This is a genomic window from Aeromonas sp. Lyrl_2, from assembly GCF_051948815.1.
In the GTDB taxonomy this organism is placed as follows: Bacteria; Pseudomonadota; Gammaproteobacteria; order Enterobacterales; family Aeromonadaceae; genus Aeromonas; species Aeromonas veronii.
Map to the genome: position 1 here is coordinate 220,519 of NZ_JAYJLJ010000002.1, position 21,937 is coordinate 242,455.

At 50.0% G+C, this 21,937-nt stretch carries 19 protein-coding genes; all 19 read left to right on the forward strand.

Going from position 1 to position 21,937, the window contains the following annotated elements; all coding sequences use genetic code 11:
* Nucleotides 1-6: 6 nt before the first annotated feature.
* The 19 genes from gspG to VF684_RS02835 all read left to right on the forward strand — a co-directional run bounded on the left by gspG (nucleotide 7) and on the right by VF684_RS02835 (nucleotide 21,921).
* Nucleotides 7-441 (forward strand): type II secretion system major pseudopilin GspG, encoded by a 435-nt coding sequence (gene gspG, locus VF684_RS02745; RefSeq protein ID WP_005338094.1) that lies wholly within the window; start codon nucleotides 7-9, stop codon nucleotides 439-441.
* A 2-nt stretch (nucleotides 442-443) separates the two neighbouring features.
* Nucleotides 444-818, forward strand: coding sequence for a prepilin-type N-terminal cleavage/methylation domain-containing protein (locus tag VF684_RS02750; RefSeq protein WP_005338093.1), 375 nt, complete (start codon nucleotides 444-446; stop codon nucleotides 816-818).
* On the forward strand, nucleotides 818-1,228 hold the full coding sequence (locus VF684_RS02755; RefSeq protein WP_005338091.1) for a type II secretion system protein: 411 nt from the start codon (nucleotides 818-820) through the stop codon (nucleotides 1,226-1,228). The genes VF684_RS02750 and VF684_RS02755 overlap by 1 nt, the downstream gene beginning before the upstream one ends.
* A complete protein-coding gene (locus tag VF684_RS02760) occupies nucleotides 1,215-1,820 on the forward strand; it encodes a prepilin-type N-terminal cleavage/methylation domain-containing protein (protein WP_005338090.1) in 606 nt (201 codons plus the stop codon). The genes VF684_RS02755 and VF684_RS02760 overlap by 14 nt, the downstream gene beginning before the upstream one ends.
* 80 nt (nucleotides 1,821-1,900) lie before the next feature.
* Nucleotides 1,901-2,890, forward strand: coding sequence for a general secretion pathway protein GspK (locus VF684_RS02765; RefSeq protein ID WP_440173681.1), 990 nt, complete (start codon nucleotides 1,901-1,903; stop codon nucleotides 2,888-2,890).
* Nucleotides 2,802-3,872, forward strand: coding sequence for a hypothetical protein (locus VF684_RS02770; protein WP_440173684.1), 1,071 nt, complete (start codon nucleotides 2,802-2,804; stop codon nucleotides 3,870-3,872). Before VF684_RS02765 ends, VF684_RS02770 begins: the two co-directional genes overlap by 89 nt.
* 7 nt (nucleotides 3,873-3,879) lie before the next feature.
* Nucleotides 3,880-4,491 (forward strand): GspMb/PilO family protein, encoded by a 612-nt coding sequence (locus VF684_RS02775; RefSeq protein WP_201904083.1) that lies wholly within the window; start codon nucleotides 3,880-3,882, stop codon nucleotides 4,489-4,491.
* Nucleotides 4,491-5,039, forward strand: coding sequence for a hypothetical protein (locus VF684_RS02780; protein ID WP_064336928.1), 549 nt, complete (start codon nucleotides 4,491-4,493; stop codon nucleotides 5,037-5,039). The genes VF684_RS02775 and VF684_RS02780 overlap by 1 nt, the downstream gene beginning before the upstream one ends.
* 11 nt (nucleotides 5,040-5,050) lie before the next feature.
* Nucleotides 5,051-7,270: a type II secretion system protein GspD gene (locus VF684_RS02785; RefSeq protein ID WP_440173688.1), complete on the forward strand. Its 2,220-nt coding sequence runs from the start codon at nucleotides 5,051-5,053 to the stop codon at nucleotides 7,268-7,270.
* 739 nt (nucleotides 7,271-8,009) lie between these two features.
* Nucleotides 8,010-9,356, forward strand: a complete 1,347-nt coding sequence (locus VF684_RS02790) for a hypothetical protein (RefSeq protein WP_440173691.1) — start codon at nucleotides 8,010-8,012, stop codon at nucleotides 9,354-9,356.
* A 152-nt stretch (nucleotides 9,357-9,508) separates the two neighbouring features.
* Nucleotides 9,509-10,555 carry an acyltransferase family protein gene (locus VF684_RS02795; RefSeq protein WP_440173693.1) on the forward strand — a complete coding sequence of 349 codons (1,047 nt, stop codon included), beginning with the start codon at nucleotides 9,509-9,511 and terminating at the stop codon, nucleotides 10,553-10,555.
* Nucleotides 10,556-10,654: 99 nt separating this feature from the next.
* Complete coding sequence (locus VF684_RS02800) at nucleotides 10,655-11,458, forward strand: ABC transporter permease (RefSeq protein ID WP_440173696.1); 804 nt, start codon at nucleotides 10,655-10,657, stop codon at nucleotides 11,456-11,458.
* The gene (locus VF684_RS02805) at nucleotides 11,448-12,764 is read left to right on the forward strand and encodes an ABC transporter ATP-binding protein (protein WP_440173698.1); all 1,317 of its coding nucleotides are present in this window, start codon (nucleotides 11,448-11,450) and stop codon (nucleotides 12,762-12,764) included. Before VF684_RS02800 ends, VF684_RS02805 begins: the two co-directional genes overlap by 11 nt.
* 17 nt (nucleotides 12,765-12,781) lie before the next feature.
* A complete protein-coding gene (locus VF684_RS02810) occupies nucleotides 12,782-16,078 on the forward strand; it encodes a GT99 family glycosyltransferase N-terminal domain-containing protein (protein WP_440173701.1) in 3,297 nt (1,098 codons plus the stop codon).
* 10 nt (nucleotides 16,079-16,088) lie between these two features.
* Complete coding sequence (locus VF684_RS02815) at nucleotides 16,089-17,150, forward strand: acyltransferase family protein (protein WP_440173704.1); 1,062 nt, start codon at nucleotides 16,089-16,091, stop codon at nucleotides 17,148-17,150.
* A 1-nt stretch (nucleotide 17,151) separates the two neighbouring features.
* On the forward strand, nucleotides 17,152-17,958 hold the full coding sequence (locus VF684_RS02820; RefSeq protein ID WP_440173706.1) for a glycosyltransferase family 2 protein: 807 nt from the start codon (nucleotides 17,152-17,154) through the stop codon (nucleotides 17,956-17,958).
* On the forward strand, nucleotides 17,958-18,914 hold the full coding sequence (locus VF684_RS02825; protein WP_440173709.1) for a UDP-glucose 4-epimerase family protein: 957 nt from the start codon (nucleotides 17,958-17,960) through the stop codon (nucleotides 18,912-18,914). The genes VF684_RS02820 and VF684_RS02825 overlap by 1 nt, the downstream gene beginning before the upstream one ends.
* Entirely contained in the window at nucleotides 18,914-19,939 is a 1,026-nt protein-coding gene (locus tag VF684_RS02830) for an MraY family glycosyltransferase (RefSeq protein ID WP_440173710.1), read from the forward strand. Before VF684_RS02825 ends, VF684_RS02830 begins: the two co-directional genes overlap by 1 nt.
* Nucleotides 19,936-21,921, forward strand: a complete 1,986-nt coding sequence (locus tag VF684_RS02835; protein WP_440173712.1) for a polysaccharide biosynthesis protein — start codon at nucleotides 19,936-19,938, stop codon at nucleotides 21,919-21,921. The genes VF684_RS02830 and VF684_RS02835 overlap by 4 nt, the downstream gene beginning before the upstream one ends.
* The last annotated feature ends 16 nt before the right edge of the window (nucleotides 21,922-21,937 follow it).

Consider the following 21,937-nt stretch of genomic DNA (forward strand, 5'->3'; position numbering starts at 1 on the left):
CTCTTCATGCAATTGCAACGTTTCGCCCGCCATCAAGGCGGTTTTACCCTGATCGAGCTCCTGGTCGTGCTGGTCATTCTGGGCATGCTGGCCGGTTTGGTCGGCCCGCGCCTCTTCTCCAACGTGGATAAATCAAAAGTCAAAACGGCAGAGACTCAGGTCAAGATGCTGCGCGGGGCCTTGCAAACCTATCGCCTGGATGTGGGGAGCTATCCCACTACAGAGCAGGGGCTATCGGCTTTGATGAAAGCGCCGGCTGATGTGCCAAGCTGGCAGGGGCCCTATCTGGAAGATCAACTACCTAAAGACCCTTGGGGTAAAGATTATGTCTACAAAAGCCCGGTGAGTAACTTGCAAGGTTTTTCTCTCTATTCGCTTGGCGCAGATGGTAAGGAGGGCGGCGAAGGGCTGGATGCCGAGGTAGGTATACTGGAGAAGTAAGCATGCAACAACGGGGTTTTACTCTGCTTGAGCTGCTTGTGGTGTTGACTTTGATTGGTATGATCGCGGCGGTTGTAGGTCCACGTTTTCTCGAGATGGCAGATAAACTGCGGCATCGCAACGATTGGCAAACTGTTCAACAAGCCATCAATGAGTTGCCTTTTACAGTACGCCAGAGGGGAGTTCAAGTGGTGCTGGGGTCACACACCGACGATATTCCCTTACCGCAAGGCTGGCAGCTTAAGGCCCCTCAACCGATATACTACCTTGCCAACGGGATCTGTCTGGGTGGTGAATTACAGATACTAGCAGGTGGGGTCATCAAGCAGAGCATTCAGCTGGAATCTCCATATTGCCAATGGCAAGGAATACCATAATGCGTCAACAAGGCTTTTCGTTATTGGAGGCCATAGTAGCATTAACCATATTGGCGGGTGCCACTATGGCTCTATTTGGCTGGATAGGTGGTAGCTTGGCCCAACTGACAAGAGCCGAGAGCTATATTGACGCTGCTCCCACCTTGCAAAGTGCGGTGAATTATCTCAAGCTGAAGGATTTGGGCAATAACCCACAAGGTACTTTCGAGAGTGGTAACATATCTATAAGCTGGCATGCGACACCTATAGAGAAAGAACGTAATGGCGTGATGGGCAGTAATTTCATCCTCTCGCTTTATCAGGTTGAGCTTACCATCATTCATAAGAACCGCACTTTACCTCCCCTGACCACTCGAGTCGTTAACTATCACCTCAAGCCCGGAGTGCAAGAGCGCCGTGAAATCTATTAACCGCCAGCAAGGGATGACCCTTCTCGAATTGCTGGTCGTCATGGTTCTGCTCTCCGTGATAACAGCTTTATTAATGCAAGGATTATCCCAGTCGTTAGCAATTTATGAACGTGTGCAAAGGCGACAATATGAAGGTGTGCCACAACTATTGGTCATGCAATGGTTGAATGATAGTGTCGCGTCCATGCAGGCAGAGCTAGATGCTCCTCGCCAGCTCCGTGGTGACAGTTTCTATTTTGAGGGGAGCAGTCAGCAGCCACTGGTTGCCCAGAATGGTGAAGTACAGCCGGTACGCTGGTCAATTAATCAGCGAGGAGCCGGTGGCGTGACCCTCGATTATCGCCAGCCTGGTAGAAATTGGACCCTTTTTCGCTGGCCTGAAGGGACTCAAGTTACGTTCAGCTATCTGGATGAGCAGGGTAATACCCATAATCAATGGCCACCGGAGCAAACCCTTATCTCTCTCCGGCCAGATGGAAGAATGCCAGTAGCAATCCAGTTGATGGTGAGTTCACCTGCGATGAAACCATTGAACTGGTATATAGCCCTAAAGGGACGAACTTATCCTCGAAATGATTATCGTGATCTATGAGTGTAACCAGAGTCAGAAATAGAGGTATCTCATTATTGAGTGTGCCGCCCCCCCATCAAGGGGGGTTCGTTCTTATAGCCGTGTTAGGATTGATCGCGGTTATCTCCTTGGTTGCCGCCTTTATTGGTAGCTATGCCGAAGGCCGCTTGCAACAGGCTGTCGAACTTCGTAGCAGCTGGCAGCAGCAGCTGGATCAGCAGGCGACCTTGGCAACGTTACTCCATTTAGTGGCCACGCGCCCCCGTGGTAATCAGGGGTTCGAGCTGACGTCGGCCAATGATCAAGAACGTAGTTCGGTTAGCTCTTTGGCAGAGTTAGATCGACAACTTGCAGCAGATGGCAGAGCTTATCACGGAATAGGGACAATAGATTTCTCGATTCAAGATGAGGGGCCATTGCTCAGTGTGCTTGATGCTGATCCCGTGCGTTGGCAGCCGCTGCTAGCGCGTTTTGGGCTTACTCCTGTTCAAATAGATAGAGTTGTTGATCTAGTGAATGACTACACGGATCAAGATGATCTATCTCGCTTGAATGGAGCAAATGATGCGCAATACCTTGCTCGTGGCCTGACACTGCCTCGCCACCGCTTTATGGTTGGTCCTGGTGAGCTAAATAATCTTCTGGATGCACCAACTTGGCAGAGCTGGTTGCCTGACCTTATGCCTTTGGTCACCGCTCGTTCAGGCATGCTCCTTAATTTGAATACCATGCCGGAGCCATTACTAGCGAGCCGGTTTGATGAACGAACAGCTGCTGAGCTGGTGCGACTAAGGTGGGTGGAGCCATTTGATTCACTCCAAGATGCCAATCAGAGGCTGGGACAACTCCTACCCATAGCCGAGGAACAAATTCCGTCGATAGTATCTGCTTTTCATCGCATCATCCTGTGGAGCGATGCGAGCGCCGCAGGATGCAGACAGGCTCAGTGGATTGGGATATCATTGTCGCCCTCTTCGTTTCGGGCGCCTTGGGAATTTGATTATGCCTTTACCTATAACCATAACCGCGCTTGCCAATCAGCTGAGCAAATGGTGGTGGAGCCGCTATTCCCAGCCCCAATGGCTGATTGAGCGCCAACAAATCACCTCTGACAGTTACCCTGGTTGGCGTCCCAGGGTGATTGTTGCTCGCTCCCTTTGCATTTTTATTTCCTGCGATCTTGGCGCTGTACCCAAGGCTCGTCGTGAGCAGGCGCTGAAGCAACAGGTCAGCCTACATACTCCATTTACTGAACCGGGATATTATGTCAACTGGCATCGGGGCAGGGCGGCAGTCTGGATATGGGATCAGGCTGCGTTGGTTGCTCGGGTCGCTGAAGCAAAACGCTATCAGGTAGTGCCGGAAAGCGCGTTAGCACCATCACCACTGCCGGAGCAAGTACAGTCAGCAGATTGGCAGCGCTATCTATCCGGACTGCAGGGTTATGAGTGGCAACGTTGGCAAAATGGCATATTAATCGATAGCCGTTGGTTGCCTGTACTTCAGCCTGATGCCTCAACAGTGATTCAACTCTCATTTAAGCAAGCCAGTCCCTTGGCTCCGAGGGATCGGCAGTTACTTGGCCATCTTGCCTGTGGCGTAGTAGCGTTACTGTTAGTCGCCTGCATGTCTTGGCAGTTGGGGTCTTGGTTCAGACTTGAGCAACAGACAAATACGCTTTTGGTTGAGCTCGATTCCGCTGACGAAGGGCTTATTACTGCCCGTCATGCGAGATTGCGGGCCGAGGGCTTGCGTAGCCAGTATGAAGCTCGACTCACTTTACTTGGGCAGGGACAATCTCGCACTCTGCCCCAGTTAATCGCGCTTCTGCCTGCCAGTGTCAACACACTTCAGCAATACGACTATCAGCCCCTGCGTTTGCAATTGTTGTTACAGGATAAAGCGCCAGATCCAAGGGAGTATGTCAGGCGGTTGGAGGGGATAACCCTCAATGGCCAACGACTGCACAATGTCCAAGTAAAGCTGGAAGGCAACGGTACCTTGGTGCGCTTGCAAGCAGATATAGAAGTACTGCCTCGGATTGTCCAAAGGACAACCGGCAAGGAGTCATAAACGGGATATGAATGCTCTGATCGACAATCTTCAGCCGCATTGGCAACAAGCTCGCCAACAATGGCAAGCCAACCCTCGCCTGCAATGGGGGGCGTGGCTTATCATTATCATTCTGTTGTTCTGGGTTAACTTGCTTTGCCAAGAACAGCGCCAGCAGCTGAGTGAACAACTACAAGAGCTCTCCTGGCAACAACAGGATCAACAAAGTCTGCTGCAAGGAGAGAGTTGGCAGCAGCGACTAACCCAAGCTCGGGCTGCGAACAAAGCCCTCGATAAGTACTTTGGCATGGCCCCCAATGAAGCACTTGCTCGTGCTGAAGTACAGAGCAGGGTCTCAGCCCTTTTCACTCGCTTTGCTGTCGGCCAGCCCCAAGTTGAGGTATCAAAATCGCCACAACAGCTTGATCAGAATGGTCTGATCCCCCTGCAGTTGCGGGTGACTGGGCGCACCAACGGGGATGGTGTTATCGGTCTGGTCAACGAGCTGGAAAAACATTCACCCCGGCTCATCGTTAACGCACTGACTGTCAATAATCAGATGAACGACAAACTCAATTTCACGCTGCTGGCTACGGTTTGGTATCACCCCTTTGGAGAACAAAAGGGAGAGAATAAGTGATGGTCCCTAAGCTGAGTTTGCAGCGCCGGGGGATCACGATCGGGGTACCCCTTTTGTCCATCCTCTCTTTAATGCTGCTTGGTTACTTCTGTAGCCACCCTTCTTTGACGGAGCGCCCTGCCAACACCCGAGATTGGTACTGGCCAGACCTGCCGTTGGCGCAAGATCTGCCGCCCATGCCGGCACGGATCGCGAGCCTATGGCCGATGGCACCAAAGCAGCTAAAAGATACTGATTCAGTCACCATGGACGCTGCTCGCAAAGAGGCTGCAAGGCAAGCCATGCAACAGAACGGCATCCTGATCGCCATTATTACCCAAGGTAGGGGGCGTCAGGCGTTGCTGCTGGGCCCTGATGCTGAACCTCTTGCTCTGCGTCCCGGTATGGCCCTGCCGGATGGACGTGATGTGTTGGCTATCAATGCCGACAGCCTGCAGTGGCGTGATGCGCAAGGAAAAGAAGGCATACTCTATCTCTACCCCTCGCCCGAACAGGGTGATTTTTCGTCAACATCTTCCATCTCAACCTTATCGCCCACTCGGCCATAAAGAAGCGAGTTATGAACCACACTGTAACGACCATGATCCATCGGCAGCTTCCTCGTCTGACCCTGCTGGCCAGTGCCTTGGGCCTGCTGGCTGGCTGTGCTATCAACACCAATCCCACCCCGCTGCCCGGGCCACTGCGTGCCCCGTTAGTCCAGACCGAGCAGGATGAAACGCTGCAGGCGGGCAGTGCCGAACCTGATGCCCGTCAAGGCTTGGCTCAGCGCTTTAACCGTACCCCAAGCCAGCGTCAACAAGTGCGTGTAGTGGAACCGGATGGCCAGCCCTTGGGGCAGGGGCTGAAGGGCGATGCCGTCAGCCTCAACGTCAACAACTTTCCCTTACCTGCATTTATTAACGAGGTATTTGGCAAGCAGCTCGGACTCTCCTTTACCTTGAGCCCTGAGCTACAGAAAAAAACGGATCTGGTGACCTTGCGAATGAGCGAGCCGCAACCTCCGGCTGCTCTCTTCAATACCGCCCGTAATGTGCTGGCGGACTATGGTGTTGAGGTCAAGCTGCGCGATGGACTCTATAACTTTGCCGTCAGTAGCACAGTTGCCAATGATGCCTTGCCATTAATGGTGAGTGGTGATGCCCTACCGGATGTACCTATGTCCCATAGGCCTGTATTTCAAATTGTGCCGATGAAGGTGGTGCAAAGTAACCAGATGGAGGGGTGGCTCAAAGAGATGTTCCCAAACCAGGAACTGAAAATATCTCAGGATGTCATTGCAAATACGATAATGCTAAGAGGCTCTGTAGAGTTGGTCAAACAGGCTGTTGCTGCGATACGTTTATTTGACCAGCCCACCCTTAAAGGCAGTAATAGTTTGAGTATTACCCCGGTTTACTCCGCTGCCGATCAGCTTGGCAATGCCTTGATCAAGGTGTTGCAATCAGAGGGCTATAACGTCTCCGATACCCCTCCCATGGGGTCGGTGATGGTACTAAAGCTACCAGAGCTGCAGCGGTTAATCATTTTTGCCGCCGATGGCACCACCCTCAGTCATGTGCGTGACTGGGTGGAGATCCTGGATCGAGAGTCCCAGGAGAAAGTCGAAAACGGCCTCTTTATCTATCAGGTTAAAAATACCCAGGCGGCGGCCATTGCCACTATGCTTGGCTCCCTCGGGTACAGTGCCACAGTACCTGCCAGCGGCATCGATAGTAGCAATACCCGCAGTGCCGGCGATAACGGTTTGGCCAAGGGAATTGGTAATACCACCAGTGGTACGCAGCGTGCGGCAGCGAGTGCCACCAGCAGTACAACCACCGGCGGTAGTGGTGAGGCGGGCGCTGTGGTAGTGGACGCCAACCGCAATGCGCTGATCTTCAAAGGCAGTGGCAAGGAGTGGATCAAGTTGCGCCCGTTGCTCGATCAGCTGGATAAGGCCGTCCCTTCCGTGATGATCGATGTGCTGCTGGCCGAAGTGACCCTCAATGATAAAGAGGGATTGGGGGTGGATTGGAAAAATATCCGCACTGACTTGGGGGCTAGAGATCTGGTCATGGGCACTGCCAACGGCCTGGGCAGCTCGGGTCTCAATATGGCGCTTAATAGTGCGGGTCAGACGCGTGCGACCCTCAATGCCTTCTATGACAACAAGCAAGCCGTGATCCGCTCCAGCCCCAAGCTGATGGTGCGCAGCGGCGAAGAGGCCCGCATCGAGGTCGGTAACGAAATACCTGTGGTCACCGGCACCAGCCAGGCCAGCGATAACCCAGATGCGCCCATTAATAAAACCGTGCAGTACCGCAAGACCGGGGTGATCCTCTCTATCAAGCCCACGGTGCAAGCCAGTGGTGTGGTGGATCTGCTGGTCAGTCAAGAACTTTCTGAGCAGGCCGATACCTCCTCCAGCAGTGAGGCGTTAAGCCCCACCATTATGAACCGCAAGGTGGAGACTGCACTCACCCTGCGCGATGGTGGCTCGGTGATGCTGGCGGGTCTGATCTCCAGTTCAAAAGGCGAAGGGGATACCGGGGTGCCATTGTTGGGGGACATCCCCTGGTTGGGTAACTTCTTCAAGTCAAAGAGCAACAGCGAAAACCGCACCGAACTGGTGGTGATGATCATCCCCTATGTGATGCGCGACTTTAACGAGGCGCAAAGTTTGACCGAACGCTATCAACAGCAGTTGCAGCTCAATAACGCCCCGACCCTTAAGCGCCGTTTTTTGCCGGGCATGGCCCCCGAAGAGCCGAGCGAGAGCTTGGAACTGCACCAGTAACACCCTTGCGCTAATGACTTATCTGCGCTGACCCCATTCGGTTGCTTAATCTGTTGTAATAACCCCCGCCTGGCTGACGTTGCCGGGCGGTTTTTTTTGGCGCGTTCCTACTGGCTGGTGCAAGGTGCAATCGGCTATGACTTAAGCTCTAGCATCAGTTATCCCTGCTTTTTTATACCTGCTCTCTCTTTTGATCGCTTTTCCGTGACCCTCTGCGCCCCGTGCTGCCCTTACGCCATAGCTCGGTGCCAGTGTGAGCACAGTCCACCTTGCTGATATTGGCGCTCTGTTTGTTCAGGGCGCTCCATTGTTGCTCCACCTCAACTGAAACCGCTTTAGCAATGCGCGCTAAATGTCAATCCTGTTAATTAATGTGGCCGGGCGGGGGGGATATCACCTTGAACCATACGGGGCTCTTTTGCAGGTGCATCAAAGCAAGAGGGGGGGTAAAAAACAGCCGGCTATCGCGACTTGGTGTCAAGTGGTGCTTTTTATTTATGTGATTTCCCCCTAAAAATGGTGCGTATGGCGCTTTTTTGGGCGATTGGCCTGACAGAGTTCTTGATTATTTTATGGCGACAGATATGATCAGTTACGCTTTTAAGCGATAGAGCCTCATCTTTTTTTCAAGTGACTGCGCTCTTGTCCGGAATAAGAGGCAGTCGGCGGGAAAAGCAGGTTGGTAGTATGACCTGAGGTGCTCGGGTTAAACTAGTTTAATTTTTGGAGAATTACTTTAATGAAAAAGTCACTAATTGCACTGGCCATTGCAGGTCTGAGCTTCAATGCCGCAGCTGTTACTTTCACTGCTGATGGTAAAGTCACTGACGGTACAGTACCGTTCTACGCAGCAGAGCTGAAGATGCCCGTTGTACTGAAGAGTGGTGTTACTGCTCTTAATGTAACTTATCCCATCAAGAAAGCTGTAGCCGACACTAAGAAAACCTACATCCGTTTTGACCTGACTAACGCTGTGTTTTCTGCCAACGTAGTTGCCGGTGATGTCACTGCGCCTACTTCTACCAGAACCGTCATGCAAGGCGGTAAAACTGGTGAGAACTTCGTTATTGTTGAAGTAGCTGCTACTGCCGATATCGCAGCCGATCAGAATGTGGTTCTGACCTTGGGTACTGTGCAAGCACAGGGCGGCAATGCAACTGTAAAAGTTAGCCAGTTTGACGAAGTGCTGGATGCAGTTGCAGGTACCGGTATTGTTGATAGCAAGAGCGGTAACCTGTTTGAACTGAAGAAGCTGACTGTAGCTGCTGACAAAGGCGACGTTAATGTTGCTAAAGCATCTGAAGAGTTCAAGCTGTTTGCTAATAAGGGCAAAGTCGCATCTTTGGGCTCACTGACTTTTGAGCATCAGAAGGCTGATGGTACTCCTCTGGCGCCGACTGTTGTTTATGGCCGTGATGGTACTGAAGCTTCCCTGTTTGATGCCAAGTCTGTTGTGACTGTTGCTGGTGACTTCTCTGCCGTTGCCAAAGATAAAGATGGTAAGCTGGACGTAACCAAGGTTACTCTGGGTACTATGAAGCTGACCAAGCTGGAAGCTAACAAAGCCACCTTCGAAGGTGAACCTGCCAATGGCTCCTTTAGCCTGACCGTAGACGGTGTTACTCCGATGGTTGGCCAGACCTTCGTAGCGAGCTTTGCGCCGGTCGTAAATGGTGATTATGAGTTTGCAGCTGCAGAGCTGGGTGCTATCGGCCAAATTGCTCGTGATGGTTCCACTATCGCCGTTCAAACTGTAACTGCTCCGGATTCTGCTTATCAAAACTACATCCGTCTGACTAACGACACCGGTCTGGATGGTAGCGTTACTCTGACTGTTATTAATAACGATGGCGTTTCCAAGTCTGTTAACCTGGGTGCTCTGGTTAACGGTGGTAGTGACATCCTGAAAGCCGGTGCCTCTACCGACCAGATCAGTGTTAAAGCTATCGCAGAGGCAGCAGGTATTACCCCAGTTGGTGATAACAAACTGCGTATCGTAGCTAATGGCGAAATGCCAAATAACGGTCTGCAAATGACCTCATTCCTGGTATCAAAAGACGGCCAGACCCTGTCTAGCATCAACTAATATTGATACAGACATCACAAAGGTGGCGCAAGCCACCTTTTTTTTCTGCTTCTCATTCGTTAGCATATTAAAGCTAACGATGAATGAATATGCTGCTTGGCGGCATCGTCTAACCAGCTGTTGGCGATCGCCCTATTCCTAGTTTATCCATCATGCTCTTGAACCACTTTCTGTTACCCGCCCATAATAACCTGACTTTGGCCCGTATCCTCCTAGCCTGCTCGGTGATTGCCTATCATGCCCTTGCGCTGACAGGCGCAGACCCGGCTATGGATCCCATCCGCCGCCTGAGTGGTTTTATCTCGACTGGCGGTCTGGCGGTGGCCCTATTTTTTTTGTTAAGCGGCATGCTGGTTTGCCATAGTCTGTGTCACCACAGATCGGTCCGCTATTTTACGTTGGCCCGCTTGCTGCGGGTGATGCCGGGCCTGATTGTCTTGCTGCTGGTGACAGTGCTGTTGGTTGGCCCCAGCTTGACCAGTCTGCCGTTGGTCGACTATGTTCGCCATCCCCTTACCCTCGATTACCTGTGGGGTAACGTACGATTTGATACCCGCTATACCCTGCCAGGTCTTTTTGTCAATAATCCTTACCCAGATGTGGTCAATGGTTCTTTGTGGACCCTGCGTTGGGAGCTGGCATGCTATGGCGGGCTGGCGCTTGCTGGTCTGTTCGGACTGACTAATTCACGGGCGCTGGCGACCCTGCTCTGCCTGGTTGTCTGCTATGGCGTTGTGACCCATCACCCTTGGCTGACGCACTACCTAGGCCAGCAACCAACCATGTTGCGCCTGCCCTGCTATTTTGCGGCTGGTTGCCTATTGGCTTTATGGCAACATCGGCTGCCACTTGATTGGTTGGCCGTGGTCACTGTGCTGCTATGCTGGGCTGTCCGGGCTACGCCTGCCTTTGACTATCTGTTTGTGCTTGCTGCTGCCTCGATGTTGTTATGGCTTTGCAGTCTGTCAAGAGTGGTGGCCCTGCATATACAGCTCGATATTTCGTATGGTGTTTATATCTATGGTTTTCTAGTCCAACAACTGGTTGCGTTCTATCTGCCAGCCCTCAACTGGAGTCAGCATTTGCTGCTCGCGCTGCCTGCCTCGATCTTCTGTGGTTACCTGTCGTTTCGTTTTATCGAACAGCCTTGCATCCGGTTTGGAAAGCGGTTCCAGCCTGAGCCGACAGCTTCTGGCTAAGCCGGGGTCAAGCAGGCGAAGGCAAGGGCAGTCAACAGCAGTGAGCTGTGTTATTATCCCCGCGTTTTTGCTCGGTTACCTGTTGTTTGAGGAGTGTTGATGCTCAATGTTGCCAATCTGTTTCCTTCTGCTGCCCAGCGTCATCTGATTGTCACCCTGGTGCGCCGTGAAGTGGCCGCCCGTTACCGTGGCGCCATGTTGGGTAATCTCTGGGCGCTGTTTACCCCACTCTTTATGCTGGCTGTTTACACCTTTATTTTTAGTGTGGTGTTCAAGGCGCGCTGGAGTGGTGGTAGCGATTCGCGCAGTGAGTTTGCCCTGGTGCTGTTTGCCGGTTTGATGGTGTTTAACCTCTTCGCTGAGTGTTTTAACCGTGCGCCACGCCTGATCCTGGATAATGTCAATTACGTCAAGAAGGTGGTATTCCCTCTCGAGATCTTGCCTTGGGTGGCGCTCGGTAGTGCTCTGGTCAATCTTGGCATCAGCCTCTTGGTATGGCTTGCATTTTATGGGGTGGCCTTCGGGGTGCCGCCAGTGACGGTGCTGCTTTTCCCACTGATGATATTGCCACTCCTGCTGCTGGTGCTAGGTCTTTCCTGGGCACTCGCTGCGCTGGGGGTCTACTTGCGCGATCTGTCACAATTGGTGGGGGTTATCAGCACTGTTTTGATGTTTCTCTCGCCCATCTTCTATCCCGTAGAGGCACTCCCTGAACAATACCGTCACTGGTTGAATGTGAATCCGCTGACGCCTGTGATTGCCCAGGTTCGTGATGTGCTCTATTGGGGCAAGTTCCCCTCTTGGGGGCAATACGGTGCCTCCTTGGTGGCTGGTGCGTTGGTGATGTATGCAGGATTTATATTGTTCCAGAAAACACGTAAGGGGTTTGCCGATGTGCTCTGACAAAGTCGCGATTGACGTGCGTGGTTTGAGCAAGTGTTATCAGGTTTATGAGCAACCGGTCGATCGACTCAAGCAGTTTGTTATTCCTCGCTTATCCCGCTTGTTTCGTGGTGCTGCCAGACAATATTTTCGCGAGTTTTGGGCGCTCCGGGACATTGATTTCACGATTAAAAAGGGTGAAACCGTCGGTATTATCGGCCATAACGGGGCCGGTAAATCCACGCTGCTTCAGCTTATTTGCGGCACCCTTAATCCTTCTCATGGTGACGTCAACGTCAATGGCCGTATTGCCGCCTTGCTTGAGCTGGGGGCTGGTTTTAATCCGGAGTTCAGTGGGCGTGATAATGTCTATCTCAATGCCAGTGTCTTGGGGTTGAGTAAAGAGGATATTGACGCAAGGTTTGATGAGATTGCCCATTTCGCTGATATTGGCGATTTTATGGCGCAACCGGTCAAGACCTATTCCAGTGGTATGTATGTGCGTCTTGCGTTTGCAGTACAGGCCTGTATTGATCCTGAAATTTTGATAGTCGATGAGGCGCTGGCAGTTGGCGATATCGGTTTCCAATACAAATGTTTCAAGCGTATGGAAGCCCTGAAAGCGAAGGGAGTAACCATTTTGATGGTGACCCACTCGACCGGCAGTATTCTGGAATACGCGGATCGTTGTCTGGTGATGGAAGGGGGGCGCCTGATTGCAGATACCACAGATGTGCTGGCTGCGGTGATGGCGTATGAAAAAGGCATGATCCTGTCGCAGGAGCAAGCCGATACCTTGGCATTGCCAGAAGTTGAAAGTGATGGCAATTGCCCATCGCAGCTAGCTCTACTTGAAAAGCAAAAGAGTGAGGCCAATCTGGCGCTGGGTGAGAAGCGATTTGGCTCTGCCCGCGCGATTATCGCCAGCCTGACCATTGTCAAGGCGGATGGTACACCTTTTCATGAAGAGCCCCTGGTCAAATCAGGTGAAACGGTGACGCTACGCTTTGAACTTATCTCTAGCGAGACAATTGAGGATATCGCTCTCGGACTCTCTTTGAGCCGTGCCCAAGGGGGTGATATTTGGGGCGATAGCAATATTGCAGCCGGTCACCCCATAGTATTGAAACCTGGTCGCCAATTTGTGACGTATCAAGTGACCTTACCCATCAATAGTGGCGATTATTTATTGCACTGTGGGTTGGCCTGCCTCAAGGGTGGAGAGCGTGAAGAACTTGATCAGCGTCGGCCGATGCAGGCGATCAAGTTCTGGTCTTCCAGAGAGCTGGGCGGTGTCGTACATGCGCCTATTACCGTTCAGGCCTGAATATCTCGGAGTTATCAATGCTGGCTGCTTTTCTACCTCCTTATCCTTTTCGTGCTCAAGTTGCGCCTTATCTTTGGTGCTATTACCGTTTGCTGGGTGAGTGGGCGGATGAATCTGCTTTTTTTATCACCGGGCGCGATTATGTCCGCGCTGCTTGTGATTGGGATGGTCGCTGGGAATGTGACCCCGCGGTACAGGCTCGGTTAGGTTACTCCTTGCCTGTTAACGCCCAGCCTGAGCAACATCATTACGCATGGCTGGATGAGAATAGATTTGATGATTGGCTCAATAAACTCAATGGCAATCCGATAGAGGCGTTTCGGCGCTTCTTGTGCGAGCGCGATGCTGCTTTTGAGCGTGAACTTGAGGCGTTACTGGATGCAGCTCCGGCTCAACTTGAAGCCATCGTCACTATTTGTAATGTTGCGTCACTGGAGGCGGTATGTGCTACCCGTGGTATTCCCGTCATCCATATTGAATTGGGCCCACTGCGTGGTCCCCTGTATCGCGAGACCGGATATGTTGATTTTCGTGGTGTCAATGGCAACTCTGAGTCAGCACAACGTTATTCCCTCTGCCATGATTGGCAATGGTCAATCACGACACGAGAGTTATTGCAATTTTTCTTGACTCATCCCGAAACCTACCAAGAATTGCCAACGCAAACCGCTTATGAATGTGGTGTTGTATTGCAAGTCGAGGACGACTCTAATCTGGTTGCTTATGGCAATGGAATGAGCAATCTTGCACTGCTGGCTGCCGCACGGCAGAAAGTGGCAGCAGATGATCTGTTGGTGCGCGCTCATCCGGGGAGCTCATTTACACTTAAAACAGCACAAGTTTGTCTCGATAACTCCCCGAATAGTCTATATTTTGTTGCCTTGTGTCGACAGATATTTACTATTAATTCCAGTGTTGGCCTAGAGGCGCTGTTACTGGACAAGCCATTAAAGGTTTGTGGCGATAACTCTTACAATTTTATACTGGAAGCCCATGATGAGGCTGAACGGCTAAGACGGCTCAGTTTCTATCTTTTTGGCTATTTGGTGCCCTTCTCATTGCAATTAAAACCAGCATACTTACGCTTTCGATTGGGCCAACCTGAACAGCACGATATAATCCTTTGTCATGTGAGCGAATACATGCAACAAGATCACCTTGATCCTAACATATTTGATGGTCTCCCTTCTGCGGCGCAAGCGGCTGTTACTATGAAGTTTGCCAATCTTGCTCGCGAGCATCAAGTTGATGTGAGGGTTTGGCAAGAGCGTAATGCGGAACAGACAACCTATATTACCGAACAAGCTGCATTACATGCCAAGCAAGTGGCTGACTACGAAGTTGAAATTTCACGCCAACATCAAGAGTGTCTTTCAATCATTGAGTCACTGCAGAAAAATGTTGATGACGCTCGCAAGCAAGCCGCGATCGCATCTGACCAACTTTCTATAATTGAGCATCAAAAACAATGCATAACGAACAGTTTGTCATGGCGTATAACGATGCCCATTCGAGTAATTGGACGTTTATTACGTGGTGATACTGTGTCACTACAGTATGGTTGGCAACGAGTATGCAATGAAGACGGTCTGCGCGGTAAACTGGCGCGAATGACTCGCCCGTTAGTGCGTCCTATGGTTATTCTTGCCAGAGACCCATCGTTATTAATGAAAGGGTGGCGCAGTTTGCGACATCATGGAATTCGAAAAACGTTACATCGCATTAGCCATGTATTAGGTCACCAATCTCATCATGCAATGCATGAGGTTATTTCATTGGGAGATAAAGATACTGCGGAGTTAGTTATTTTGACTACTGCACACTGTGGTTATCTGGCTGAATTAATGTGTGCAAGCTTGAAGAAAGTGAATATTCATGCAGCCGTTCAATATCAGAGGCCTGAAGAGGGTTATCTGGACGTTTTGCACATTGTTATCTGTCCACAAATGTTTGATGTTTTACCTGGGCAGTATATCGCTTATCAACTTGAACAATCGGTTAGCTCTCGTTGGTTCACAGAGGATTACCTTGCTCGCTTGCAAAATTCCTTAGCCATCTTTGATTACTCTTTAAAAAATATTGCGTTTTTACAAGATAAAGGATTGAGCTATCGCCAGATCTACCATCTGCCAGTGGGTTTTCTTCCGCGGGAGCTTGCCGACTCGGTTCCTGAGACGGTTGATGTGTTATTTTATGGTGACATTAATAATGATAGACGTAGAGCCTATATTGCGGAGCTAAAAAAGCATTTCTCAGTGAAAATCATCAATGATATTTTTGGTGATGCGTTGTATGCTGAAATGTCAAAAGCAAAGGTGATTGTTAACATTCATTATTATGAAGGCGCGCTACTGGAAACAACCAGAATATACGAGTGTTTGTCGCAAAATAAAATCATTGTATCTGAAGAAAGTGCAGATATGGATGAGCATTCGGCATTGTTGCCTCTTGTCGATTTTGTACCAATCAATGATATTGATGAAATGGTAGAGCGAGTTCGCCATTGGGTTCATGATGATGTTAAACGGAGTGAGCGCAGCATTCAATTAAGAAAGGCATGTGTCGAGACTCCTGATATTTTTTCATATTATTTTCTGAGAGCATTTTTAGCTCACGATCTTATCACGTATGAGCAATTTTATACTGCTGTGGCAGATTCCATTAATTTTGATTCAGATATGGTATGTTTAGGACTGCCGGAAACAGTCTCCCGACGTGCGGATTTTGATAATGATAATCATTATGGGATTCAGTATTTCCCTGGTCTAAGACATCGTCTTGGATGGGTTGGGTGTGGTTTGAGTTATAAATTTCTCTTGCATCGTGCAAAAGACCTAGGGCTTGAACGTATAATGATTTGCGAGGATGATATTGAATTTCCTGAGCATTTTTTATCTCGTCTGGAAAGTGTAAATGATTATCTCAATGAACGAAAAGATTGGGATCTTTTCTCGGGACTGATAGCTAATTTGCATCAAGATACTAATATCTTGGCGTGTACGGAGTATAATGGTCAAAAATATGTCACGATTGACAAAATGACTAGTACTGTAATGAATATCTATTCCAGCGCTTTCTATGAAAAGCTCTTGGGCTGGAATGATAGAAATCATGATGCAAAAACCAATACAATAGATCGTTATATTGAAAGCCGCAGTGATCTACATGTCATTACTACACCAAAATTTTTAGTAGGGCATAAGGAAGAGTTAGATTCCACATTGTGGGGTTTTAATAACAGTACATATCGTGAAATGATCGCGGAAAGTGAAAGGCTTTTGGGGCTAAAGTTAGATGAATTCAGCTCTAAATAATCGTGGTAGTATGAAAAGTATCCACTGGCTCGACATTTGTCGAGCCAGTGCCATCTTGCTGGTTTTGTTATTGCATGGCAGGCGTCTGTTACTTCCTGTCTTTCCAGATGCTCAACTTTTCAAGTTTGGCGGATTTCTCGGTGTCGAGATTTTCTTCGTATTATCTGGGTTTTTAATCGGTTCAATAATTATCGAGAAAAGTTCCCGTAGTAGTAATAAATGGTGTTGGATCCCCAATTTCTTGGGTCGCCGTTTTTTGCGAACTTATCCTAATTATTTATTGTTCTTATTATTAAATTGGTTTGTTATCGATTCTTGGCGACCTGAGGCGATGCCGGAGTTATGGCGCTATATGACATTTACGCAAAGTCTGTTGTCACCCCATCCTGGATTTTTTGGGGAGGCGTGGAGTTTAGTCATTGAAGAGATTTTCTATTTATTTATACCTGTGATCATGTTCTTTACTTGGCGTTCTTCAGCTATACAGTCATTGTTGGTTACTCTTTTTATATTGCTAGGGTTTTCGTTTACGATGCGAATAATGAGTGTGTATTCATATCCTGAGTTAACATTCAATCAAGTCAGATCGACAGCATTACTACGCCTTGATTCCATTATGATTGGGGTGTTAACGTCTTACCTCTATTATCATGGTCAATTGTGGCGAGATAGGATAATCAAGGCATCGCCTTTCTTATCGTTATTGTTAATTCCTGTTGTCATTATTTCGATGCAACCAGATGCAGTGATGGACAAAAGTCAATTCCTTAAGATATTCTTATTTACAATAGCGAATGTCGCTGCTGCCGGTCTGCTCGTTTTGGGTATGGATTTAAGAGTTAATAATTTATTCTATAGATTTGTAAAGCCAGTAGCTAGATGGTCATATTCTGCGTATCTCGTGAACTTGGTAGTGTTAAGTGCTATGGGGTTCTATTTGCCAAATGTGACTGAGGATACTACTATTTTATATTTTCTTGGTTTTATATTTGCTACGCTAATTGTCTCGGCTGTTATTTATAACGTTTTTGAACGCAATATTTTACTGTGGCGTGATCACTGGATTAAATAGCATGTGCCAATATCATTTATCTATTTCCATGGTTACTTATTGCACTGAAAAGTCAATGATAACAACAACTTTCAAAAAATTACAGAGAGCAGTAACTGATGCTGGGATTGTGAGTTCCTTGATAGTTGTAGACCACTCTCCATCGAGTGATTTTGCTATTAAAAATGAAGATGTAAGCAAGAGTTTTATAGGTGATCATGACTTGATTTTTGCACAGTCAAATCCTGGGTTTGGGGCTGGTCATAACCGTGCATTACAGACTGATACTAAATATCATCTTATTCTGAACCCAGATCTTGAAGTTGCTCCAGATGCACTGAAAAATGCACTCGAGTTTATGGAGCAACATCCGGATTGCGGATTATTGACGCCTTTCGCTACGTGGGAAGATGGTGAGGTACAGCGGCTTTGCAAACGCTATCCAACCGTATTTGATTTATTGCTGCGCGGTTTTGCACCCGATTTTGTGAAGAAGTTATTCCAGACGCGTTTGGCGAAATATGAGATGGCAGATCAGCTCAACAATCTTGACGTGCTGTGGGACCCACCCATTGTCAGTGGTTGTTTTATGCTGTTTCGCACAGATGTTTTGCAGCAGCTTGGAGGGTTTGACCCTCGCTTCTTCCTCTATTTTGAAGATTTTGACATCAGTTTACGGGCAGGAAAGATCAGCCGGATTGCCTATGTCCCTCAGGTGAGGGTCGTTCATCATGGTGGGCATGCATCTCGCAAAGGCTGGCGCCATATCTGGATGTTTGGGCGTTCCATGGTGACTTTCTTCAATATTCACGGTTGGCGTTGGTGGTAATGGCAGATATCAAAAGTACAGTCTTGGTCACAGGTGCCAACGGATTTGTAGGCAAAGCGGTCTGTGAACACCTGATTAGATGTGGAGCCAATGTGAAAGGGGCTGTGCGAAGTCACTCGCGGGCTTCTTACCATGTTCATGCTCCCTCTCTGACTGCGGATGCCAACTGGATAGCCCAATTGCAACAGGTGGATGTGGTTGTTCACTGTGCTGCCAGGGTGCATGTGATGTCGGATACCGCGACAGATCCCCTCGCAGCATTTCGAGCGGTGAATACAGAGGGCACCCTCGCTCTTGCCCGGCAGGCTGCTGAGGCAGGAGTTAAGCGCTTCATCTTTATCAGTTCGATCAAAGTGAATGGCGAGCAGACCGAGCCTGGCAAGCCATTTGATGAGCATGTGCAAAGTCCGCCAGAAGATCCCTATGGACGCTCGAAGTATGAGGCGGAGCAGGGGCTGATGGAAATTGCGAAAGAGTGTGGTATGGCTGTAACCATCATTCGTCCTCCTCTTATCTATGGAGAAGGAGTGAAGGCTAACTTTGCCAGCATGATGACCTGGGTGCGCAAAGGGATCCCGCTCCCTTTTGCCCGTTTGACCAATGCGCGTAGCCTGTTGGCGTTACCTAATCTGTGTGACTTTATTGCCCATGCGATGGCGCACCCGGCTGCAGTGAATCAGGTCTTTTTAGTCGCAGATCCTGTCGCAGTGTCGACGTCGCAGTTATTGGCGGCGATTGCAGAAGCAGAAGGCGTTAGCTGTCGGCTCTTTTATCTCCCACCAAGAGTAATAAGAGTGCTTGGACGCTGTTTGGGGATTGATGCTAAGCTACAACGGATTTATGGCTCTCTGGAAATGGATACCCGCAAGGCTCAGAGCCGATTACAATGGTCGGCACCCTATTCGCTCTCTCAGACCCTATCTCTGATGGCGTCAATCCATAGTGAGTCGTCTTGATGCTGGCATTTGTTTTGTTGTCGATATTTTGTCTTTTTCTTTCAATCACCATGACCGGCCTGCTCAGGCGCTACGCACAGACCCGCTTGCTTGACCAACCCAATCATCGCAGTTCGCATCAGGTGCCGACCCCGAGAGGCGGTGGCATGGCTATCGTGGCGACCTTTCTGCTGGCAGCCCCGTTGTTTGCCACCCTGATCCCACTGCCCTCCGGCATATCCCAGAGCAGCTTCGCATTGATATGGGCTGCGGCGCTGGGCATTGCCTTGGTTGGTTTTATCGATGACCACATCTCTCTCAAGCCCCGAACTCGCCTGATTGTGCAGAGCATGGCGGCAGCCTTGGTGGTATCTGCGGTTAATGGTTTGCCAGCGCTGACCTTCTTTGGCTGGCAGCTGGATCTTGCCTGGTTTGGTTACCTGCTGGCCTGGCTGGGGGTGATCTGGTTTATCAACCTGTACAACTTTATGGATGGCATCGATGGCTTGGCAGCTGGCGAGGCCGTTGTCGTCTGCCTGTTCATGGCGTTTTGTCATTATCTGGTTGGCGGGGAGTGGTCGTCTGCCAGTTTGATCCTGCTACTGGGGATTTCGGCGGCGGGCTTCTTGTGCTGGAATTTTCCGCCCGCCAGGATCTTTATGGGAGATGGTGGCAGCGGATTTCTTGGCTTGATGCTGGCTTCCCTGATGCTGCTGGATGCTGTTTCTGCGCCTCAATTCCTGTGGGCATGGCTCGTCATGCTCGGAGTCTTTGTGGTTGATGCGACCTGGACGTTACTAAATCGCTATCGTCTGAAATGTCGTCTGAGCGAGGCTCATCGTACTCATGGCTATCAATATCTGGCGAGACGTTGGCAAAGTCATCGAAACGTGACATTGGCTGTGCTTCTTATAAATAGCCTATGGCTTGCGCCGATCGCTGTCATGATTGTATTGGGCCAGCTCGATGGTGTGATCGGTCTGGTCATTGCCTACTTGCCGTTAGCCTTTCTTGCGGATCACCTGAATGCAGGAGTACCAGAATGAAAAATGAGCTTTTACCCGGAGGGGGCTGGCTACTGACTTGTCTGGGCTCCCTATCACGATCCAGTAAGCGTGTCATCTCTGTCGCCGTTGATATGCTCTTGATCACCATGGCCTATTGGGGAGCGTACTGGATCCGGCTTGAACATAACTGGCCCATCGATAGCCCTCATCACTGGGCACTCCTTGGCGCAATTATTGTTGTCAGCATCAGTTTGTTTGTACGGCTGGGGCTCTATCGCGCAGTACTCCGATATGTCAGCTTTAGGGTCTTATGGACAATCTCGCTAGGGGCATTTCTTTCAACCTGTTTCTTTGTTCTCTCTGCGTTTTACTTTGATATCTTTCTGCCCAGAACGGTATCTGTTATCTATCTCTCCTTTTTGGTGCTGCTGGTCGGTGGTGTGCGGCTGTTTTTCCGGGCGCTGCTCAATACCACCCGTCTGGCTCGTACCCAGGTGTTGATCTATGGAGCGGGTTCTTCGGGTCGACAACTGCAAATGGCCTTGTTGCAAGGTAATGAGTTTTATCCCGTCGCCTTTGTTGATGATGATCCAGCCAAGCAGGGGTGTGTAATCCAGGGGTGTACTGTCTATAACAGCGCCCAGCTAACAACCTTGATTGACCACCATGGTGTACAGAAGATCTTGCTGGCTATGCCGAGCAGCACCAGGGCTCGTCGCCAGGAGGTGATCAATGCACTTGAGCCCCTCTCTTGCGAAGTGCTCTCTATCCCGGGGATGGCCGATCTGGTCAATGGCTCGGCCCGCATCGATCAGCTCAATGAGGTCTCCATCGACGATCTGTTGGGCAGAGATCCGGTAGAGCCTGTGACCACCTTGATGGAAGCCAATATCACAGGCAAAGCGGTCATGGTGACAGGTGCCGGTGGCTCTATTGGTTCTGAGCTCTGTCGCCAGATCTTGCGGTGCCGGCCATCCACTCTGGTACTGTTCGAACTATCCGAATACGCCCTCTATGTCCTGCACAAGAACCTGCGGGAGCAGTGTCAGCGTGAAGAAATCGAAACGGATCTGGTGCCGTTACTGGGGTCAGTGCAGCGCCAGCATCGTCTCAAGACGGTGATGCAGAGCTTCAGGATCCAGACCGTCTACCATACCGCGGCTTACAAACATGTCCCGCTGGTTGAATTCAACATCATTGAAGGGGTACGTAACAACGTATTCGGCACTCTTTATGCGGCACAGGCGGCCATTGAGGCAGGGGTGGAAACATTCGTGCTTATTTCTACCGATAAAGCCGTGCGGCCAACCAACACCATGGGGGCCAGCAAGCGTCTGGCCGAGTTGATCTTGCAAGCCTTGACCCGCGAGAAGCACTGCACCCGTTTTTGTATGGTGCGTTTTGGCAATGTTCTTGGATCTTCTGGCTCAGTGGTGCCGTTATTCAGACAGCAGATAGATAAAGGGGGGCCCATCACCCTGACTCACCCCGATATCATCCGTTACTTCATGACGATACCTGAGGCTGCCCAGCTGGTGATCCAGGCAGGTGCCATGGGGGAGGGGGGCGATGTCTTTGTGCTCGATATGGGTCAACCGGTACGGATCATGGAACTGGCCAAACGCATGATACGCCTCAGCGGCCTGACACTGCGTGATGATCAGCGGCCAGATGGTGATATCGCCATCGAGGTGACGGGGTTGCGGCCGGGCGAAAAGCTCTACGAAGAGTTACTGATTGGTGATGATGCCAGAGGAACCGAGCATCCCCGGATCATGGTGGCACAAGAGAGCTGGCTGCCATGGTCTCGGCTGCGACCCTTGCTAGCTTCGCTGGATGAGGCCTGTCACCGTTTTGATCACCAACAAGTACGTGACATTCTTATGTATGCCCCTGCGGCCTTTGAGCCAACAGATGGGATTTGTGATCTTGTGTGGCTAGCGAAGCAGCAGCATACAATAACGGAGAACATCGTGAAGCTACCGGTACACAATGTTCATTTTTTGCTGGCTAGAAATTGAGTTACCTGTTTCTATA

Coding starts and splice junctions, on each gene's coding strand:
- VF684_RS02820 (WP_440173706.1), top strand. CDS start 17,152: ATGTGCCAATATCATTTATCTATTTCCATGGTTACTTATTGCACTGAA.
- VF684_RS02775 (WP_201904083.1), top strand. CDS start 3,880: ATGAATGCTCTGATCGACAATCTTCAGCCGCATTGGCAACAAGCTCGC.
- VF684_RS02800 (WP_440173696.1), top strand. CDS start 10,655: ATGCTCAATGTTGCCAATCTGTTTCCTTCTGCTGCCCAGCGTCATCTG.
- VF684_RS02815 (WP_440173704.1), top strand. CDS start 16,089: ATGAAAAGTATCCACTGGCTCGACATTTGTCGAGCCAGTGCCATCTTG.
- VF684_RS02835 (WP_440173712.1), top strand. CDS start 19,936: ATGAAAAATGAGCTTTTACCCGGAGGGGGCTGGCTACTGACTTGTCTG.
- VF684_RS02825 (WP_440173709.1), top strand. CDS start 17,958: ATGGCAGATATCAAAAGTACAGTCTTGGTCACAGGTGCCAACGGATTT.
- VF684_RS02830 (WP_440173710.1), top strand. CDS start 18,914: ATGCTGGCATTTGTTTTGTTGTCGATATTTTGTCTTTTTCTTTCAATC.
- VF684_RS02785 (WP_440173688.1), top strand. CDS start 5,051: ATGAACCACACTGTAACGACCATGATCCATCGGCAGCTTCCTCGTCTG.
- VF684_RS02790 (WP_440173691.1), top strand. CDS start 8,010: ATGAAAAAGTCACTAATTGCACTGGCCATTGCAGGTCTGAGCTTCAAT.
- VF684_RS02780 (WP_064336928.1), top strand. CDS start 4,491: ATGGTCCCTAAGCTGAGTTTGCAGCGCCGGGGGATCACGATCGGGGTA.
- VF684_RS02795 (WP_440173693.1), top strand. CDS start 9,509: ATGCTCTTGAACCACTTTCTGTTACCCGCCCATAATAACCTGACTTTG.
- VF684_RS02810 (WP_440173701.1), top strand. CDS start 12,782: ATGCTGGCTGCTTTTCTACCTCCTTATCCTTTTCGTGCTCAAGTTGCG.
- gspG (WP_005338094.1), top strand. CDS start 7: ATGCAATTGCAACGTTTCGCCCGCCATCAAGGCGGTTTTACCCTGATC.
- VF684_RS02750 (WP_005338093.1), top strand. CDS start 444: ATGCAACAACGGGGTTTTACTCTGCTTGAGCTGCTTGTGGTGTTGACT.
- VF684_RS02805 (WP_440173698.1), top strand. CDS start 11,448: ATGTGCTCTGACAAAGTCGCGATTGACGTGCGTGGTTTGAGCAAGTGT.
- VF684_RS02755 (WP_005338091.1), top strand. CDS start 818: ATGCGTCAACAAGGCTTTTCGTTATTGGAGGCCATAGTAGCATTAACC.
- VF684_RS02770 (WP_440173684.1), top strand. CDS start 2,802: ATGCCTTTACCTATAACCATAACCGCGCTTGCCAATCAGCTGAGCAAA.